This is a genomic window from Nocardia mexicana NBRC 108244 (genome assembly GCF_001613165.1).
In the GTDB taxonomy this organism is placed as follows: Bacteria; Actinomycetota; Actinomycetes; order Mycobacteriales; family Mycobacteriaceae; genus Nocardia; species Nocardia mexicana.
The window spans coordinates 1-18,569 of sequence record NZ_BDBV01000144.1; the positions used below are offsets into that span (position 1 = coordinate 1).

The 18,569-nt window shown below is 69.9% G+C and carries 14 protein-coding genes and 1 pseudogene; 11 read left to right on the forward strand and 4 right to left on the reverse strand.

The window, feature by feature from the left end; all coding sequences use genetic code 11:
* The 8 genes and pseudogenes from NM1_RS43670 to NM1_RS39275 all read left to right on the forward strand — a co-directional run.
* A pseudogene (locus tag NM1_RS43670) lies at positions 1-239 on the forward strand (hypothetical protein); the annotation flags it as partial.
* Complete coding sequence (locus tag NM1_RS39245) at positions 236-1,729, forward strand: SCO6880 family protein (RefSeq protein ID WP_068032678.1); 1,494 nt, start codon at positions 236-238, stop codon at positions 1,727-1,729. The pseudogene NM1_RS43670 and the gene NM1_RS39245, both read left to right, overlap by 4 nt.
* A 6-nt stretch (positions 1,730-1,735) precedes the next feature.
* The gene (locus NM1_RS44395) at positions 1,736-5,212 is read left to right on the forward strand and encodes a hypothetical protein (RefSeq protein WP_246011260.1); all 3,477 of its coding nucleotides are present in this window, start codon (positions 1,736-1,738) and stop codon (positions 5,210-5,212) included.
* 160 nt (positions 5,213-5,372) lie between these two features.
* On the forward strand, positions 5,373-5,681 hold the full coding sequence (locus tag NM1_RS39255; protein WP_068032680.1) for a transposase: 309 nt from the start codon (positions 5,373-5,375) through the stop codon (positions 5,679-5,681).
* Positions 5,682-5,969: 288 nt separating this feature from the next.
* Entirely contained in the window at positions 5,970-7,682 is a 1,713-nt protein-coding gene (locus tag NM1_RS39260) for a peptidoglycan DD-metalloendopeptidase family protein (protein WP_068032682.1), read from the forward strand.
* Positions 7,683-7,774: 92 nt separating this feature from the next.
* Positions 7,775-8,323 (forward strand): hypothetical protein, encoded by a 549-nt coding sequence (locus NM1_RS39265; RefSeq protein ID WP_084520478.1) that lies wholly within the window; start codon positions 7,775-7,777, stop codon positions 8,321-8,323.
* A gap of 39 nt (positions 8,324-8,362) precedes the next feature.
* Positions 8,363-10,207 carry a type IV secretory system conjugative DNA transfer family protein gene (locus NM1_RS39270; RefSeq protein WP_068032684.1) on the forward strand — a complete coding sequence of 615 codons (1,845 nt, stop codon included), beginning with the start codon at positions 8,363-8,365 and terminating at the stop codon, positions 10,205-10,207.
* Positions 10,204-10,602: a DUF4913 domain-containing protein gene (locus NM1_RS39275; RefSeq protein WP_246011266.1), complete on the forward strand. Its 399-nt coding sequence runs from the start codon at positions 10,204-10,206 to the stop codon at positions 10,600-10,602. Before NM1_RS39270 ends, NM1_RS39275 begins: the two co-directional genes overlap by 4 nt.
* A 103-nt stretch (positions 10,603-10,705) precedes the next feature.
* On the opposite strand, the gene NM1_RS39280 is transcribed toward NM1_RS39275, so the two are convergent.
* Together NM1_RS39280 and NM1_RS39285 are read right to left on the reverse strand one after the other, a co-directional pair.
* Entirely contained in the window at positions 10,706-11,263 is a 558-nt protein-coding gene (locus tag NM1_RS39280) for a hypothetical protein (protein WP_068032686.1), read from the reverse strand.
* A gap of 484 nt (positions 11,264-11,747) precedes the next feature.
* Complete coding sequence (locus tag NM1_RS39285) at positions 11,748-12,617, reverse strand: peptidylprolyl isomerase (RefSeq protein WP_068032688.1); 870 nt, start codon at positions 12,615-12,617, stop codon at positions 11,748-11,750.
* 171 nt (positions 12,618-12,788) lie between these two features.
* On the opposite strand from NM1_RS39285, the gene hisS reads away from it, so the two are divergent.
* The 3 genes from hisS to NM1_RS39300 all read left to right on the forward strand — a co-directional run bounded on the left by hisS (position 12,789) and on the right by NM1_RS39300 (position 16,230).
* A complete protein-coding gene (hisS, locus tag NM1_RS39290; protein WP_068032690.1) occupies positions 12,789-14,066 on the forward strand; it encodes a histidine--tRNA ligase in 1,278 nt (425 codons plus the stop codon).
* 99 nt (positions 14,067-14,165) lie between these two features.
* Positions 14,166-14,810 carry a hypothetical protein gene (locus NM1_RS39295; protein WP_068032692.1) on the forward strand — a complete coding sequence of 215 codons (645 nt, stop codon included), beginning with the start codon at positions 14,166-14,168 and terminating at the stop codon, positions 14,808-14,810.
* Positions 14,811-15,222: 412 nt separating this feature from the next.
* Entirely contained in the window at positions 15,223-16,230 is a 1,008-nt protein-coding gene (locus NM1_RS39300; protein ID WP_068032694.1) for a malate dehydrogenase, read from the forward strand.
* 3 nt (positions 16,231-16,233) lie between these two features.
* On the opposite strand, the gene NM1_RS39305 is transcribed toward NM1_RS39300, so the two are convergent.
* Together NM1_RS39305 and NM1_RS44480 are read right to left on the reverse strand one after the other, a co-directional pair.
* Positions 16,234-17,106, reverse strand: a complete 873-nt coding sequence (locus NM1_RS39305) for a TIGR03619 family F420-dependent LLM class oxidoreductase (protein WP_068032695.1) — start codon at positions 17,104-17,106, stop codon at positions 16,234-16,236.
* Between the two features lie 295 nt (positions 17,107-17,401).
* Positions 17,402-18,569 (reverse strand): hypothetical protein (locus NM1_RS44480; protein ID WP_068032697.1); only part of this gene is annotated, 1,168 nt, incomplete at its 5' end.

Sequence of the window (18,569 nt, forward strand, 5' to 3'; positions counted from 1 at the left end):
GCGGCGGTGGCGGTCGTGGTGGCGGCGGAGGCGGTGGCGCCGCCGCGCGTCCTGCCGGTCCGCAGGGTTCCGGCGCAGTAGCATCCGGCGGCGGCGCGTCCCGCGCGATGAATCGCATTGCCACGGCTCGCTCGGCGGGCGCCGGTCTGAACCGTGCCGACGCCGCCATGGGAGACGTCGCCGGTGACCGCTGGGCCAACCGCGAACCCAACCTCGGCAGGAGCACCATCCCGCGATGACGACGACCGAAAGCACCTACGAGCACCGCTCGTACGGGTTGTGGCAGAAGCCCCGCAGCGCAGGCCTTTTCGGTCTGCGCTGGGGGGAGACCGTGCTGGGCTTCGCGGTCGTCATCACCGCGCTGCTGACCGCGCTGGTGGCGGGCCCGAAGCCCGCGTTCTTCGTCGCCGGCGTCGGCGCGGTCGTGATGATTCCACTGGTCTGGCGGTCGGGCGGCCGCTCCGGTTACGAGACGGGATTGATGATGTTCCATTGGTTGCGCGGCCGCAGCAAGGGTGAGCACGTGTACCGCGGCGGCCGGTTCTCCCGCGTCCCCGGCGGGGTGGCGCGGCTGCCCGGGCTGATGGCTCCGTCGAAGCTGTACGAGGGCATCGACGCGGGCGGCTACAGCTTCGGCATGATCCATCTGCCGCAGTTCGCCCAGTACACGGTGGTGCTGCGGGCGTGGCCGCAGGGTCACGAGGCGGTGGACCAGCCGGTGATCGACCGCTGGGTCTCGGCGTGGGGCACCTTCCTGGCCTCGCTCGGCCAGACCTCCGACATCGTCGCCGTCGTGCCCGTCATCGATACCGTGCCCGAGACCGGAAACCGTTTGCTCACCGAGGTTTCCACGATCACCCGCGCGGAGGCGCCGGAGCTGGCGCAGCAGGTGATGTTCGAGCTGGCGACCGAATTGCCCCAGGAGCGTGTGCAATTGCTGCCGCGGGTGGCGATCACGTTCAAGGCGACCACCGCCGAGCGCCGCAAGAATCCGGCGGAGGAGGCGGTCGAGATCGGCCGCCGGCTGCCCGGCATCTGCGCCGCGCTGGCGGAGGCGGGCGTGCGCGCCCAGCCGATGTCGGCCGACGAGGTGATCTCGTTCATTCGCCGCAGCTACGACCCGGCGTCCCAGGCGGATCTGGAGGTGGCGGTCGGCGAGCCGGGCGGGCACGGGCTGGATTGGGCTGATGCGGGCCCGATTTCGCACGAGGAGCGCTGGGACCACTTCCTGCACGACGGCGGCCGCTCGGTCACCTGGGAGATGGACTCGGCGCCGGAGGGCGCGGTCGACGAGCGGGTGCTGCAGCGGCTGCTGGCGCCGAATCCGGAAGTTCCGCGCAAACGCATTGCCATCGTGTACCGTCCGCATTCGGCGGCCGACGCCGCGGAGATCGTCGACGACGACTACAAGAACGCCCTGGTCGCCCAGCAGAGCGAGCGTGGCGTCGTCTCGGCGGCCGCGACGCTGCGGGTGGGCGCCACCCAGCAGGCCCGTGAAGAGCAGGCCCGGGGTCACGGTGTGACCCGCTTCGGGGCCCTGGTGACCATCACCGAGCCCCTGCGCGGCGACCTGCCGCGTATCGAAGCCATAACCCGCGACCTGTCCACGCAGGCGCGCTTGAAGATCCGGCGGTGCTACCGCTACCAGGCGGCGGCCTTCGCGGCCTCGCTCGGCTGCGGCGTCATCCTGCCGGAACACGCGACCATTCCGAAAGCATTGGCGGGGTGAGTCTTCATGGCAGGTGAGCACGAGCCTCCGGTTCGGTACCGCGGCGAGCCGCCGCGGTACAGCGAACGGGTGGTGGATCCGGAGAATCCGGTGCCCGCGCGCCGCGGTGCGCGGCGCGGCCGCGACGAGGAGTGGGAGCTCGAGGCGTACACGCCCGGCGAGCCTCGCGTGGGAGAGTGGCCTGCCGACTGGGACGAAGTGCCCCTGCGTCCCGTGCGCCGCCGCGCCCCGGGCGAACCGGGTCAGGACGCCGACCGCCGGGCGCCCGTGCGCCCGGAGCGCGAATCCGACGCCGCGCGTGCGGAACTGCGCGCTCCGGAAGACCGCCCCGGTGCGGGGCGAACCGCCGAATCGCGAGTCGCCCACGGCGGCAGGCGCGATCCGCGGCGGGGGAGCGCCGAGCCCGAGCATCGCCGCGAATCCGGGCACGAGGGAGCGGCGGGCCGGGCCGCCGAGCCCGGGTCCGCTCGTCTGAACATGAGTGCCGGTACGGCGGGCGTCGAACCGGAGGGCGGCGCGGCCGAATCGCCCACTGCGCATTCGGAAATGCGGGAGTCGGACCGGTTCGAGGGCGGCGCTGCAGACCGGGGCCCCGAAGCGGGCGCCGCGCACGCCGAGTTCTATTCCGCCGGTGGTGACGGCGCCCCGAAGGCGGCGCAGACCGAATTGCGTGCTGCGCACGCGGAGTTCTATTCCGCGGGCGGCGACGGCCCCCGGGAGACGGACCGCGCCGAATCGCGCGCTGCGCATGCCGAGTTCTATTCGGCGGGTGGAGACGGCGTCCGAGAGGCGGAACAGGCCGAATCGCATGCTGCGCATGCCGAGTTCTATTCGGCGGGTGGAGACGGCGTCCGAGAGGCAGGACAGACCGAATCGCATGCCGCGCACGCGGACTACGTCGCGGGCGGAGACGGAGTCGAGCGGGCGGACGATGCCGAATCGCGCGCCGCGCATGCCGAGTTCTATTCCGCGGGCCGAGACGGTGTCGAGCAGACCCGATCACATGCCACGGACGCGGAACTCCGGGACGCGGGCCGGGATGGCGGCGAGTGGACGGAGTACATCGAATCGCGTTCTCCGCGTGCGGAAATGCGGGCCTCCGAATCCACCGATGTCGGTCATGCGGAACACGGCGCCGTACCGGCCGACTCTGCGGATACCGGGCACGGGGACGAGTCCCGTGCCGCCCGGAGTGCGGCGGACGGAAGCGGACGTGGCCGCGGTGACGTCGGCGACGCGGTCGAAACCCCCGACGGCTCGGGTACCGAACTGCTCGAGGGTGGCCCGGGCGATCCCGGAGCCGAGCAGGCCGCAGCATCGAAACCCCAAGCGTCGCAGCGGAATCACCCGGATCGCAAGCCCAGGGGTGGACCCGGGCCCGAAACTCGTTCCGGCAGTGGGCGACCGCGCCCCGACCAACCTCGCGACGGTAGGCCCGACCGACGCTACGCGGCCGATGCCGACCGGCGCGGCGAGCGGCCGCACGGCGAACCCCGTTCCACCGCAGGGCGATCCGGACAGCGCCGGCGCGGCCTGGACGAACTGTCCGGCCGGCAGCGCGTCCGCGGATCCGGCGCCGCCGACCGACCGGACGAGCGGCGCGCACAGAGAACACAGGACAACGGTGCCCGGCCGGAACGGTCGGGACGAGAACACGGGGGGCCCGAAATGTCGTTGCGAGCCCCGTCCCCGGACGGCGCCGCCCGTCCCCGCCCGGACCGGCAGCCCGCCGCGCCCCGGCCCGCGAACCCGCGCGGATCGTCCCGGAATGCCAAGGCGGGCAAGCAGAAGAAGCAGGGCCCGCCGCTGCTCGACGACCACACCCGGGCGCGGTACGAGGCCATCGCGCGCGAGCGCAACGGCCTGCGCGCGGCCTGGGCGGCGTTCCGGATCCGCACCGACGATCTGCGCCGGGCCAACGCCTCCGCCCGGATCGAGGCCTTCGTCGAGGACGGATTCGACCGCGACACACAGCCACTCACCGATCGGGGCTATGCCGGTCCCGGTGGCGGGCGCATGAACGTCGTCGGCCGGCCGGTCGAGTACCGCGCCACCACGGCGCAGGTGGCGGGACTGTGGCCCTGGTCGGTCGGCGCCGGTGCGCCGCTGATCGGCACCCCGCTCGGATCCCATCTGCACACCGGCGCCCCGGTCTGCTTCGATCCGATGAACTGGTTCATGCGCGGCAGCTTCATCACCGCGCCGAGCCTGTTCGTGCTGGGGCTCAACGGTTTCGGTAAGTCCTCCCTGGTGCGGCGCATCGTGCTCGGCGGTGTCGCGCAGGGCATCACGCCGCTGATCCTGGCCGACGTCAAGCCGGACTATCGCAAGATGGTGGAGATGGTCGGCGGCCAGGTCATCGACCTCGGATACGGCCACGGCGTGCTGAATCCACTCGCGGGCGGCGTGCTCGGCTCGATCGTGCCGATCCTGGAGGACATGCCCGCACTGCAACTGCAGGTGACACAGGAGCTCCGCGCCCGCCAGGTCACCCTGATCGCGGGTCTGGTCGAGCTGGTGCGCGGCGCGCGCGTGCGCGATTACGAGGAGACGCTGATCTCCACGGCGCTGCGCATCCTGTACCGCGAGGGCAGCGGCTACACCCCGGACAACCCGCCGATCATGGAGGATCTGGCGAACGTGATCGGCGGCGGGAGCGAGGAACTCAAGCTCGACGCCGGCGCCGAGACCATGGACGAGTACCACGAGGCGACCAAGGGCCTGCGCCGGTCGCTGCGGGCGCTGACCCAGGGCCCGTTCGGCGCGGTCTTCAACGGGCAGACCACCACGCCGATCGATACCTCCGCGGTCGCGGTGTGCATCGATGTGTCGCACATTCCCAACGGCGACAAGAAACTCAAGGCCGCCGTCATGCTGGCCTGCTGGGCCGACGGCTTCGCCTCGGTCGAGGCCGCGCACGTGCTCGCCGACGCGAAAATCGGCCCGCAGCGCTACTTCCAGGTCGTGATGGACGAGCTGTGGCAGGTGCTCGGGCTCGGCGACTTCATGGTCGACCGCGTCGACGAGCTGACCCGCCTGCAGCGCGGCCTGGCCACCTCGTTGATCATGATCAGCCACACCATCAAGGACCTGCAGTCGCTCGGATCCGAGGCCGCGATCGCCAAGGCGCTCGGCTTCCTCGAACGCGCGCGCGCCAAGATCTTCGGCGCGCTGCCGCCCGAGGAGATCAAACGCCTGGATTCGATCGTCCCGTTCACCTCGGCAGAGGAGGAGATGGTGACGAGTTGGTCGGCGCCGCAGGCACTCACGGGCGAGGCGCTCAAGCCCGGGCAGGCCCGCCCGCCCGCGCCCGGTACCGGCAAGTTCCTGCTCAAGATCGGTGAGGATCGCCGCCCCGGGATTCCGTTCCACATGGAGTTCACGATGTCGGAGAAGGAAAGCGGCATCCACGAGACCAACCAGCGCTTCAGCGAGTTCACCGAGTCCACGTCGAAGCACGGGGACGAGGGGAGCGCCGCGTGAGGCGCGGGCCGATCGCCGCACAGGCGTCGCTGATCCGCGCGAGCGAGAGGCGCACGCGCGCCCACGGATTCAGTCGGAGAGGGCACGGTCCGAGTCGCGATCGGGTTGTGCCGCACCATGATTCGCGCAGTCGGCTGCTGAGCATCGGGAGGTTCGTCGGATGATGCCGCACAGGTCCTATCGAAGAGTGTCGCCGGAGGTGCGCCAGGCCGCGGTTGAGCAGGTGATCGCATTGACCGGAAAGCTGCGCAGCGAATCGGAGGCCTGCCGGGTGGTCGCCGAGCAGATCGGCGTGCACACCAACTCGGTGCGCAACTGGGTCCGCGCCGCCGAGGGCCCCGGCCTGGAGCGGATGGACGCGGGCGCCCTGCGGCGCAAGGTCGCCCTGCTGCAGCAGCAACTGGCCGCCGCCGCCGAGATGAACCGCACCCTCGCGGAAACCCTGAACGACGCCAAACGCACCACATGACACCAGCCACCACATCGTCTCCCGCACCCTTCGCCGGTTCCCGCACCCCGTACAGGCGCATGCCAGGGGTGCGTGAGCACGCAAAGGGTGCGGCACACAGTGGTCCGCCGATAGAGGTTCGGCGCCCCGAAGGGAGTACCTCCCGCTGTGGACCGATTCACGCACGGTGTGTTGGTTCGCGCACCCGTTTCACGGGCGTGAAAGGGGTGCGTGGGCGTGAAAGGGGTGCGGCTAACAGTGGTGCGCCGGTGGAGGTTCGGCGTGTGAGGGGTGTGGGAAGGGTACGGGGTGAGCGCTAAGACCCTGGCGTGGATGGGGTTGGGGAGTGTGATCGCGTTGGTCACGCTGGTACTGGTGGTGGTCGTGCCCGCCTCGGAGGACGAGTGCGATACGACGACCGTGCCGTCGTCGGTGGCCCCGCCGCTGGGTGGCTACGCACCCGGGGACCCGCGAGCGGCGGGGACATCGGCGGCCGGTACGTCGGGGAGTCAGGCGCGTTCCACCCCGGATTCGTCGACGCGGCCGAATATGCCGGGGGTGACGAACGCGCCCGCGGCGATCAAGACGACCGCGACGGGTGCGCCCTCCCTGGCGGCCGGGAACGCGCCGATCCGCCGGACCTGGCCGCTGCCGGGCGGATCCTTCTCCGTCTCCGATACCTTCGGCGCCCGCAACGGCGGCCACCTGGGCGTCGACCTGGCCGCCGCCGACGGCACCCCGATCTTCTCCGTCGCCGACGGCGTGGTCGTGGCCGCCGGTCCGGCGTCGGGCTTCGGCAACTGGATCGTCGTGGATTCCATCGACGTCAACGGCCGCCCGTTCTCGGCGGTGTACGGGCACGAATGGGAAAGCGGCGTCAAGGTGCGCGTGGGCCAGACCGTGCGCGCCGGGGAGGAGATCGGCGCCGTCGGCTCGGCGGGCGAATCCTCCGGCCCGCACCTGCATTTCGAGATCGTGCCCGGCGGCCGGTTCGCGGGCGGCCGCCAGATCGACCCGCTGCCTTGGCTGGACGGCGCCCCGACCCCGAATGCCGGTGGGGCGTGGCCGTATTCGACCAACCCGAACTGCCTGCGCGGCTTCGGCACCGCGGGCGGCGCGCTCGCCGACGGCAAGGTGCCGCCGGAGCTCGAAATCTGGTATCGGCGTGCGGGTTCGCTGTGCCCGGAGATGACTCCGTCGATCCTCGCCGCGCAGGGGCGGCAGGAGTCCGGATTCCGGCGCGGCCTGACCTCCCCGGCCGGAGCCCAGGGCCTGTCGCAATTCCTGCCGGGCACCGCCCGGGCCACCAATCCCGACGACGGCCAGCCGTATCTGATCGACGCCGACGGCAATGGCGCGGCGAGCATCTGGGACGACGGCGACGCGATCATGGCCCAGGGCCGCTACATGTGCGCGATCGCCCACAAGGTGGAGGGCTGGATCGGCGAGGGCAAGGTGCGCGGTGACGTCGTGCCGCTGTCCCTGGCCGCGTACAACGCGGGCGAGGGTGCGGTGCTGGCCTCCGGCGGCATGCCCAATCAGTACGCCGCGCACCTGTCCGAGACCCAGCCGTACGTCGCCAACATCATGGCGATGGAGGCGCAGTACCGGGCGCCGGGTTCGATGGGCCGGTTCCAGCCGGAGGGCGACGGCGACGGCAGCGACGTCGTCGAGGCCGCCGAACAGTGGCTCGGCACGCCCTACGTATGGGGCGGCGGCGGTCCGTCCGGACCCACCGGCGGCGGACTGGACGGTCCGGGTCTCACCTCGGCCGCGGTCTTCGCCGCCTCGTCCGGCCGGGTGAACCTGCCGCGCACCGCCGAGCAGCAGTGGGAGATCGGCGCGGAAATCCCGGTGAGCAAGGCGCGGCCGGGCGATCTGGTGTTCTCCGAATTCGGTCGCCGCGGCCCGGCGGAGGTGGGCGTCTACATCGGCGACAGCACGATGATCACGTCCGACAACCCCTCCGGCGTGCGCGAGGCCCCGATCCCCGGCGACGGCCGGTTGCGGAGGGTGATGTGACGGATACGCGGGTGCGAAAGGGACACGCCGGGACCGGATCCGCACGGGTGCTGCCGATTCGCCGCCCGGGCCGGATAACCTGGAAGAATACGATGAAACAGGCGAATCTGGTGGTGATGCTGGTGGTGGGCGTCGCGATGCTGGCCGCCGCATGCAGCGGCAGCGGTGACGAATCGGATTCGGCTGCCGGGCGCACACCCACGTCCACCGTGCGGCAGCTCGAGGCGGTTCCGGCGCCCGATCCGACCACCCCCGACGGAGTGGCCGTCGCCGCCATCAAGGAGATCTACACCTGGAACCCGACGACGGAGGCCCAGGATGCCTCGCTGTTGCGGGCCCGGAAGTGGCTGGGTCCCAGCCTGATCCGTACCCTGGACACACCACCCGGTACCGCCGAGACCCCGAAACCGACACTGCGATGGTCGGATTGGGGCCGGGCCGGTGCCAAGGTGGAGGCGTTCACCTTCGCGTCGGGGGAGAAGGCTCCCAGCGCAGGCGATCCGAACAACCAGCAGTACAAGATCGGGATAGAGCAGACCGTCGTCTACCCGGACGGCCGGCGCGAACCGCTGCCGCCGGCGACGGTCATCGCCACCGTCGTGCACACCCCCGACGGCTGGCGGCTCGACGGATTCCGTTGAGCCGCACCCACGAATAACGGTCACCCCCAGGAGGCGGAGATGGCGAAGAAGGTACGGGACCCGGCCGATCCGGGTCCGGACGTATCCACGTATCTGATCTTCATCGGTTTCGGGCTGGTCGGAACGGTCTGGGCCGCGCTGCATCTGGGTAACCGGCTCTCGGCGACGAGACAGGACATCCCGATCAATCCGATCGAGGTGGTGGCGCGCCTGGTGCGCGGCAAGATCGAGTGGCCCACGCCGGCCACCGTCATCCTGCTGCTGGTCGTGGTGCTGGGTGTGGCGGTCGTGCTGGTCCGCAAGCGGCTGAAGAAGAAGAAGGGCAAGGGCGCGCTGCCGGTCGACGCCAAGGCCCAGTACATGGGCAGCGGCGGCGCCATCGCCTCGCTGACCGAATCGGGGGCGCGGGCGAAGGCCGAGCAGATCGGCGTGCGGCTGGGGTACGACGATCCGCCCGGTGTGCCGATCGGCGTCTCGGTCTCCGACGGTGTGCCGCTGTACGGCTCGTATGAGGACCTGCATCTCGACATCTGGGGTCCGAGGCAAGGCAAGACCACCTCGCGTGTCATTCCCGCGATCCTCACCGCCATCGGGCCGGTGCTGGCCACATCGAACAAGCGCGACGTGGTGGATGCGACGCGAGATGTGCGCGAGGCGAAGGGTTCTCGGACATTCGTCTTCGACCCGCAGGGCGTCGCGGGTGAGCGGCCGACCTGGTTCTGGGATCCGCTGGCCTGGGTGAACGCTCCGCGAGAGGGCTGTGAGATGCGCGCGGCCCGCCTCGCGGGCCACTTCGCCGACGGCGAGGACGGTTCGGACGACACGCGCGACACCTACTTCGATCCCGAGGCCGAGGACCTGCTGGCGGGCCTGTTCCTCGCCGCCTCGGTAGCGAACTTCCCGATCACGCAGATCTGGGAATGGGTCACGGACCCCAACAACGGTGAGCCGGTCGAGATTCTGCGCCGTGCCGCCCCGTACTACGGGGCTCCGGGCCTGAACTTCGCGGCGTCGGGTCTGGCGCAGCAGTACAACTCCGAACCACGGACCAAGAGCGGCATCTTCGGCACCGCCAAGAAGATGGCCCGCTGCCTGAAGCTGTCGAACGTGCACGAGTGGGTCACCCGGGGCAACGAATCCCGGTACCAGTTCGACGAACTGGAGTTCCTGGAGGGCAACTGGACCCTGTACTGCCTGTCCCTGGAGGGCCGTGGTTCGGCGGGTCCGCTGGTGAGCGCGCTGACCGAGGCGGTGATCGAGCGGGCGATGTACAAAGCCTCCCAGTCGCGCGGCGGCCGCCTGCCCATCCCGCTGCTCGCCGTCCTGGACGAGGCCGCCAATATCGTCCGCTGGAAGGATCTGCCCAAGCAGTACAGCCACTTCGGCTCCCGCGGCATCGTCGTCATGACGGTGCTGCAGTCCTGGGCGCAGGGCGCGCGCTGCTGGGGCGAGGCGGGCATGGAGGCGCTGTGGGCCGCCGCCAATATCAAGGTCCTCGGCAGCGGCGTCGACGACATCAAGTTCCTGACCCAGCGCTCCGAGGCGATCGGCGACTACGACTCGATCTCGGCCTCGGTGTCGGAATCCAAGGGCGGCAAGAGCTATTCGCGTTCGCTGGGCTCGTCCCGCACCCTCAACGTGAACGCTCTGGTGACGTTGCCACGCGGTCGCGCGGTCGTCTTCTCCTCCGGCGCTCCCGCGACGATGGTTCGCACCGTGCCGTGGTGGGAGGGCGAGTACGCTGCCGAGGTGAAGCGCTCGATCGAGCAGCACGATCCGCAGCGGACGAGCACCGTGAACGATCTGATCGAGTCGCGCGGCACCACCGATATCGCCCCGCCGCCCACGACCTACGGACAGCCCGAGGAGGTCCGGCCGCTGTGAACGCCGACCAGCAACAGGACATGATCTACTCGAACGTCGTCGAGTTCGTGGAGAACTATCTGAGCCTCGTGTACCGGCGGCAGGTCACCGACCTCACCGATACGGTGTGGTGTCCCGAATGGTGGAAGCACGCCGAGGCCGCGATGCGGCTGGAGGCGCTGTGGCGCGCGTGGGAATATTTGCGTCAAGACGGCAAGACGGGAATGAGCGTCTGGTTCCTCGATCACGCCGATCCGCACATGGGGAAGCTGTTCGATCCGCGCGGCCCGTTCAAGTACTGCAGTGTCCGCCACGGTCACAAGGACATGCTCAGCCCGCTGCCGCTGAAGTCCCCGCAGCAGGGCATGTTCGGTGATCCGACGATCGATCCGGCGGCGGGCGACTTTCGTTCGTGAGTGAAATGTAAAGTCCCGCACGCTATCCCGGAATGTCGGCCGGACCCCGGCGGTGGGGTCGCGGCCGGAGATGTTCCGGTCCGGGCGGGACGGACGGGGTGTGTCAGTTGCGGACGCGCTCGCGGCCGCGCTCTTCGAGTTCGCGCGCGCGGGTGACCTTCGGCGGCTCGTCGGGCCGGGTGCGTACCGCTGCCTGCGGCGGCTGCGCCTGGCTGACCTCCATGAGCATCCGTACGGCCGCCAGCTCCGGCGCGACACCGATGCGGGCCAGATGCCCCGCCAGTGCCTGCCGACGCTCCACGGAGTCGTACCGGTCCAGCTCGCGCACCTTGGTCTTCGCTGCGGCCTGGGCGGCGCTGCGCGCGGCCGTGGCCTGGGCGGCGAAGCGGTCCTTCTCCAGGGATACGCCCTTCTCGAGCACGGGCTTTTCCAGCATCCGTGCCAGCTCGAGGTTGCGTGGGTCCTTGGACTTGGCTTCGCGCGCATCCCGGAGCATGCGCTCCCGGGCTTCCTTGACCCGCTCCTGCGTCATCTTGACGCGGGCCTCGGCTTCACGCTGGCCACGTTCCCGGGTGCGCAGTGCGACCAGGGTCGCAAGCTGCAACATTTGCCTCATCAGTGCCGCTGTTTCGCGACCGATGTCGTCGAGTTCCTCGGCCATAGCCTGCTCCCCGATGCTGCAGTGATCACTGTGGATGATTGTGGTGCTTCGTCATGGACAACGCCACCCGAACGGTGGTTCGCGTGACGATGCCCCGCCTGCAAACGCGGACACCGGGAGCACTTTTCGACGATGGCACCACCCGGTGGGGCGGATACTACGTCGCTTCGTACTCCGTTCTTCGAGGTTACCAGTCAAAAAGCAGGGTTACCTTACTCAGACCGTGCAACAAAAGCATATATCGCACATTTCCGGCAAGGAACCCGAAGCGCCGGATGTTCTCCGGATTCAGAATGCCCTAACCGAATGACCTGTGCCAGTGCGACATGCAGGGTCCCCACCGGTAGGTTTTCGCGTCCGCCTCCGGATCGGCGACGGGCCCGGCACCGATAGCCGGTGCCGGGCCCGAAGCTCCCGGGGACCCTGGATAACCCCCGTAGCCGCGCCGGGCTCAAAAGTGCCGTGGCGGTAGGGGTTCGGGGTCTCAGGCCACCTGTACCGAATCGAAGGTGACCGGTAGGTTCGGTTTGCCGCCGCCCGGCCGCGGATCCATCGAACCGTCGTCACCCGCCGCCGCGATCTTGTCCAGCGTCTGCAGTCCGGCCTCGTCGACGGTGCCGAAGATGGTGTACTGCGGCGGCAGCTGCGAGTCGCCGTAGATGAGGAAGAACTGGCTGCCGTTGGTGCCCGGTCCCGCATTGGCCATCGCGACCACGCCGCGCTTGTACTGCACCGGCGTCGGATCGGCGGCCAGCTGCTCCGGCGGGAACTGGTCGGTCGGGTACTCGTTGTCGAAGGCGTAGCCCGGGCCGCCCTTGCCGGTGCCGGTCGGATCACCGCACTGCAGCATCTGCAGGCCCTTGGTGCTGAGCCGGTGGCACGGCGCGCCGTTGTAGTAACCCTGGTTGACCAGACTGACGAAACTGTTGGTGGTGCAGGGCGATTCGCCCGCGTTCAGCTTGATATCGATCGGGCCCTGGCTGCTCTGGATGCGGACCGTCTGCGCCTCGGCGGTGGAGACCTCGGTCTTCTCCGGCTTGTGCACCGGCTTGGCGGCCTCGCCGCCGTCGTTGTAGGTGCAGCTGACCGTCGCCGGCTTGGGCTTGGCCTCCGGTGGCGGCGCGGCCTGCGGGGTCTCGGTCTGCGAGGTATCCGGGTTCGCCGCCGCGGCGTCCTGGTCGTCACCGCGGGTCAGATAGTAGATCCCGACGCCGGCCGCGACCACGACGACCACACCGAGCGCTGATCCGGCGATGGCGAGCCGCTTGCGCTTGCGGGCTCGGTCCGCCTGGCGGGCCAGTCGTCGCTCCAGCTTGCGTTTGGCCGCCGCTCGCCGCTGTTCGTTGCTCGGCACTCCCTATTCCTCCCGTGCTGTGTTCGTCTGCACCGCCTCCGGCGGGTGAACCCTGAGCTTCCGGCAATAGAGTGTGCCATCAGTTACTGAGAACCGTGTTTGTCACCTCCGCTCCGCCGCGGCGGGAACCGGTTGGACTATTCGTGGTGGCGTGGGGGAGACTGGACGATCGTGACCAAGACCAGCAGCTTTGCCGCCCCGAAGGGTTTCCCGGACTACCTGCCGCCCGCCTCCGCGCAGTTCGTCGCCGTCCGCGACGCGCTGGTGCACGCGGCGCGGCTGGCCGGGTACGGGCATGTGGAGCTGCCGATCTTCGAGGAGACCGGTCTGTTCGCGCGCGGCGTCGGCGAGTCCACCGATGTGGTCAGCAAGGAGATGTGGACCTTCCCCGACCGCAAGAACCGCAGTATGACGCTGCGCCCGGAGGGGACCGCCTCGGTGATGCGGGCGGTGATCGAGCACGGGCTCGACCGTGGCCCGCTGCCGGTGAAGCTGTGCTACGCCGGTCCGTTCTTCCGCTACGAGAACGTGCAGGCCGGGCGCTACCGGCAGCTGCAGCAGGTGGGCGTGGAGGCCATCGGTGTGGACGATCCGGCGCTGGACGCCGAGGTGATCGCCATCGCCGACGCCGGTTTCCGGTCGCTCGGGCTGGACGGGTTCCGGCTCGAGATCACCTCGCTCGGCGACGACACCTGCCGCCCGCAGTACCGGGAACTGCTGCAGCAGTATCTGCTCGGGCTGCCGCTGGACGAGGAGACCAAGCGGCGGGTGCGGATCAACCCGCTGCGGGTGCTCGACGACAAGCGGCCGGAGGTGCGGGAACTCACCGCCGACGCGCCGCTCATGCTCGACCACCTCTCGGAGTCCGCGAAGGCGCACTTCGACCAGGTGCTCGGATATCTGGACGCGCTGGGCGTGCCGTACGTCGTCAATCCGCGCATGGTCCGCGGGCTCGACTACTACACCAAGACCACGTTCGAATTCGTGCACGACGGGCTGGGTGCGCAGTCCGGCATCGGCGGCGGCGGGCGCTACGACGGCCTGATGGCCGAGCTGGGCGGGCAGCCGCTGTCCGGCATCGGCTTCGGGCTCGGCGTCGACCGCGCGATCCTGGCGCTGGAGGCCGAGGGTAAGACCGCGGCCGATCCGGCGCGGGTGGACGTGTTCGGGGTGCCGCTGGGCGAGGCCGCCAAGAGCAGGCTGGTGGAGCTGGCCGGCCGGTTGCGCGCCGCCGGTATCCGGGTGGACCTCTCCTACGGTGGCCGGGGCGTCAAGGGCGCGATGAAGTCCGCCGACCGCTCGGGGGCGAAATACGCTCTGGTGCTGGGCGATCGCGATCTGGCCGAGGGCGAGATCGGCTTGAAGGACCTGTCCACCGGTGACCAGCAGCAGATTCGGATCGATGACACCGTTGCCGCCGTCACCGCCGCCCTGGCGGCGGATCGGTAGTAGCGTCACGGATACGGCGCCCGCCCCGACGGCGAGTCACCCCCTGGATGATTCGGCGAACGGGCGGGCGTTCGACCGTAGCCGGACGAATGTGGACGCGTGACTGAGCAACCCAATCCCGAAGGGCCGCAACGGGTCGGCCTGGATCTGATCGCCCCCGAGCTGTACGCGCCGATGCTGCGGCGGCTACTGCTCGCCGCGGTCACCGTCGGCGTCCTCACCGCGCTGCTGCTGGGCCTGCTGGTGAGCTGGCCGGTGGCGCTGCTGGCCGGGGTGATGCTGGGCGCGCCCACCGCGCTCTACGCCGCGGCGGTGCAGCGGCGGCGAATATGGCTGGCGGGCACCGTGATCGAGGCCCGGACGCTGTTCGGTGTGCGGCGCCTGGATATCGCCGCCGCCGAGGGCGTCGAGATTCTGGTCTATCCGGGCAGGCTCAGCCGCATCGCGTTACGGATCACCGCCGGGCGCGGCACCCAGGCGGTCCCACTGGCGATGTACACCGACGCCGGTAGCGGCCGGGAACTGCACATCCTGGGCCTGCGCAAGCTCGCCGACGCCCTCGCATCCAGCAAACTCGCTGCGGCCCTGTCGGTTTCGGATCTCCTGATCGGCCAGCTGCGTGCCGAGGCCCGCGACGCGGGGCTGGAGGAGCGCCCGCTCTACCGCGCGGTGCAACTTGTCCGCGCCAAGGACGCCGTACAGCCGGTCGTACTCAGCGACAGTGAGATCGCCACGCTGGCGTGATGTGTGCCGACCCGGTCGGCCCGGTGCCATGAGTAACGCGAAAGAACGGGCGCAGTGGTACGCGGTGATGCCGCCGTCGGCTCGCCGTGGGCGTCGCGCAGCGTGCTCGCGGAAGGGTCGCCGTGGGCGTGGCGCAACGTGCTCGCGGAGGGAGAGCCGTGAGCGTGGCGCGGCGTCGTGCTCGCGGAGCGGTCGCTGTGGGCGTAGTGCGGCGGGCGAGCGGAGTGGGGAGCCCGGGCCGCTCGTGACGGTGCTCCCGTGGGTGAAGCAGGTTGGCGCGCAATGTAGTTCGGCAGCTGCCGTCGGTCGCTGAAGGTTTGCGGGCGGGAATGTCGCGTTGCTCACGGTGCGCGCTGCGGGCGGGTGAGGGTCGATAGGGTTGGGGCGAGGCCGTCGATCAAGAGGAGTTGTCGTGAGCATCGCAGCGCACACGCCCGTGACCGTCACCGTGACCGGTGGTGCCGGTCAGATCGCCTACGGGTTGCTGTTCCGAATCGCCTCCGGTGCGATGCTGGGCTCCGACACTCCCGTTCGGCTGCGGCTGCTCGAGGTCCCGGCGGCGGTCGGCGCGCTGGAGGGGGTGGCGATGGAGCTGGAGGACGGCGCGTTCCCGCTCCTGGAGTCGATCGATATCAGCGACGACCCGTGGGTCGGATTCGACGGTGCGAATGTGGCGCTGCTGGTCGGCGCGCGACCGCGGACGGCGGGCATGGAACGCGCGGATCTGCTGGCCGCCAACGGCCCGATCTTCACCGACCAGGGCGCGGCCATCAATGCCAGCGCCGCCGATGACGTGAAGGTGCTCGTCGTCGGCAATCCGGCCAATACGAACGCCTACATCGCGATGAGCAACGCGCCCGATGTCCCGGCCGAGCGCTTCACCGCCCTGACCCGGCTCGACCACAACCGCGCCATCGCCCAGTTGGCCCGCCGGACCGGCACGGCGGCCGCCGAGATCCACCGGGTGAGTATCTGGGGCAATCACTCCGCCACGCAGTACCCGGATATCGACCACGCCACGATCGCGGGCCGTCCCGCTCCCGATGTCGTCGCCGACGAGGCCTGGGTCCGCGACGATTTCATCCCGACCGTGCAGCAGCGCGGCACCGCGATCATCAAGGCCCGCGGCGCGTCGTCCGCCGCCAGCGCGGCGAGCGCCGCCATCGACCACATCCACGACTGGGCGCTGGGCACCCCGGCCGGGGACTGGGTGTCCATGGCCGTGCCGTCCGACGGTTCCTACGGCGTCCCCGAGGGGCTGATCAGCTCGTTCCCGGTAACCTGCGCCGAGGGCCGCTACACGGTGGTCCCCGGCCTCTCGATCAGCGAATTCTCCCGCGAGCGCATCGATCTCAGCGTCGCCGAACTCGAATCCGAGCGCGACTCGGTCATCGACCTGGGTTTCGCCAAGAAGCGCTGACCTCTAGGACGTCTTGGCGATGACCGACTCGGCGTAGCGCTCCAGGTTGGCGATCTTGGTTTCCAGGGGCTCCTCGTCGGGGCCGGGGGTGTAGGGGTAGCGGAAGCCGACGATGACGTCGGTGACGCCCTTGTCCTCGAGGCGCTTGATGCCGTCGGGGGTGTAGGCGTCGATCGAGGCGACATGGATCTCGAACGGACCGGAACGGTCGCTCTGCGCGCGCAATTCGGTCAGCCTGGCCAGCATCCTGTCCAGATCCTCGGCGTCGCCGCCCGCGTGCATCCAGCCGTCGCACAGCCGCACCGCGCGGCGCAGGGCGGCGTCGCTGTGCCCGCCCACCAGAATCGGCACGGGCTCCGTCGGCGCCGGGGTGATCTTGATCTTCTGGATGTCGTAGAACTCGCCGTGGTATTCGAAGTATTCACCGGTGCACAGCCCGCGGACCACCTCGATGCATTCGTCCATCCGCTTGCCGCGGCGCTCGAACGGCACGCCCATGATCTCGAAGTCCTCCGGCCACGGGCTGATCCCGACGCCGAGGGCGAACCGGTTGTTGCTGAGATACGCCAGCGACGCGGTCTGCTTGGCGACCAGGACCGGCGGGCGGATCGGCAGTTTGATCACGAACGGGTTGAACCGCAGCGTCTTCGTCGCGGCCGCCAGGGCCGCCGACAGCACGAACGTCTCGATGAACGGCTTGCCGTCGAGAAATTCCCGGGAACCGTCGGGCGTGTACGGATAGGTCGAATCCGATTCCGCCGGATACGCGATGCTGTCGGCGATCGACATGCCGTGGAACCCCGCGGCCTCCGCGGCCTGCGCCAGCGGGATGTAGTACGCGGGATCGGTCATCGCCTCCGCATAGGTGAAGCGCATCGAGGCATCCTCTCGGCTCGCTGCAAACTAGAACAGATTCTAATAACTGTCGAGATCCTAGCCCGAGCCGGGCGGAACTGTCAGGAGATCGGCGAACGCGTCCCACTGACCGGCGTATCCGCCTGGCGGGCAGCGTTTGTCGGAGCGTGGGGGTGCTTGGGTCGGCGTGGCCTTCGAGGTTCTTCGATAGCGCGGCCGGGGTCCGATTATGTAACGCGTTCTATGTGATTCGAGCGGAACGAAAACGAGACCGGCCCGGGCCGAAGGGGCCCGGGCCGGTCTGGCTGGCGTCAACCTACAGCTGATCCATCTCGTAATCGTTGATGATCTCGTCGTGATGGGTCTGGCCGATGACCTCGGGCGCGGTCTCGCCCAGCGCGCCGGTGAGATCGGTATTGCCCGTGGGGCTCTGGTAGGGCTGCACGTTGCGGTCGTGCTCCTCCTCGTTGTTGCGCTGACCGGCGGCACCGGGAGCGCCCATGAAGCCCGAGCCCATGCCCTGCCCGGCCACGCCGGACATTCCGGGGCCGAACGGCATGCCCGGGATGCCGCCCATGCCGGGCCGCGCTCCCGTCACCGAGGCGCCGGGCCCGCCGGGGGTGGCGCCCGCACCGCCGCCGAGGCCGCCGACTCCGCCGAGGCCACCGGCCGCTCCGCCGCCGCCTCCCATGCCGCCGCCACCGGATCCGGCGTGCGCGCCGTTGCCGCCGAAGGAGGACGAATACGTGGAGGTGCCGCCCGTGGCCGAATCGCCGAGGCCCGCGGCCATGGTGTCCGAGCCGCCGCCCGAGATCAGCTGCTGCGCCTGCTCCATGATCGGCTGGCCCACGCTCTCCGCCACCGACTGGGCCGCTTGGGCCGCCTGCGGGCCGTTGGCGCCCAGCACCTGCTGGACGACACCGGCCAGCTGGCCGGTGTAGCCGCCCAGCTCACCGCGGGTGGCATTGGTGATCGCGACCGCCTGGCCCAGATGCTCGGTGGCGAGACCGATCAGCGTGGCCTGGGCCGGTGGCGTGAAGATCAGTGGAGCCAGCGTGGAGGCCTGCGCCGCAAAGGCATTCGCGACGGCGGTGAGCTGGACGTTGCCGCGCTGTACGACCGCCGCGGCCTCCTCGGTGAGCTTGGAGATGTCGAAGCCGCGCTGGGCGGCGTCCTCGCCCTGGACCTGAGTCTGCTGGCCCGCGGCTTGCGCGCTGTTGGAGGACTGGCCCTCCCACACCTCGCCGACACTCTTCAGCGCACCCTGGCCGACCGACATCGCGCTCTGGATGACCTGTGACGACTGGCTGAGCAGATTCGCCGGGTTGAGCGAGCCCATGACGCCGGTGCCGAAGGAGGACAGCAGGTCCAGGAACGGCTTGAACAGCATGTCGACGCCCGGCAGCGCGGGCAGTGCGAGGCCGTTCATCAGGGCGGCGGCCGGATCGGCCGGGAGCGCGGCGTTCGCGGCGACAGCCGGAACG

Coding starts and splice junctions, on each gene's coding strand:
- NM1_RS39245 (WP_068032678.1), top strand. CDS start 236: ATGACGACGACCGAAAGCACCTACGAGCACCGCTCGTACGGGTTGTGG.
- NM1_RS44395 (WP_246011260.1), top strand. CDS start 1,736: ATGGCAGGTGAGCACGAGCCTCCGGTTCGGTACCGCGGCGAGCCGCCG.
- NM1_RS39255 (WP_068032680.1), top strand. CDS start 5,373: ATGATGCCGCACAGGTCCTATCGAAGAGTGTCGCCGGAGGTGCGCCAG.
- NM1_RS39265 (WP_084520478.1), top strand. CDS start 7,775: ATGAAACAGGCGAATCTGGTGGTGATGCTGGTGGTGGGCGTCGCGATG.
- NM1_RS39270 (WP_068032684.1), top strand. CDS start 8,363: ATGGCGAAGAAGGTACGGGACCCGGCCGATCCGGGTCCGGACGTATCC.
- NM1_RS39280 (WP_068032686.1), bottom strand. CDS start 11,263: ATGGCCGAGGAACTCGACGACATCGGTCGCGAAACAGCGGCACTGATG.
- NM1_RS39305 (WP_068032695.1), bottom strand. CDS start 17,106: ATGCGCTTCACCTATGCGGAGGCGATGACCGATCCCGCGTACTACATC.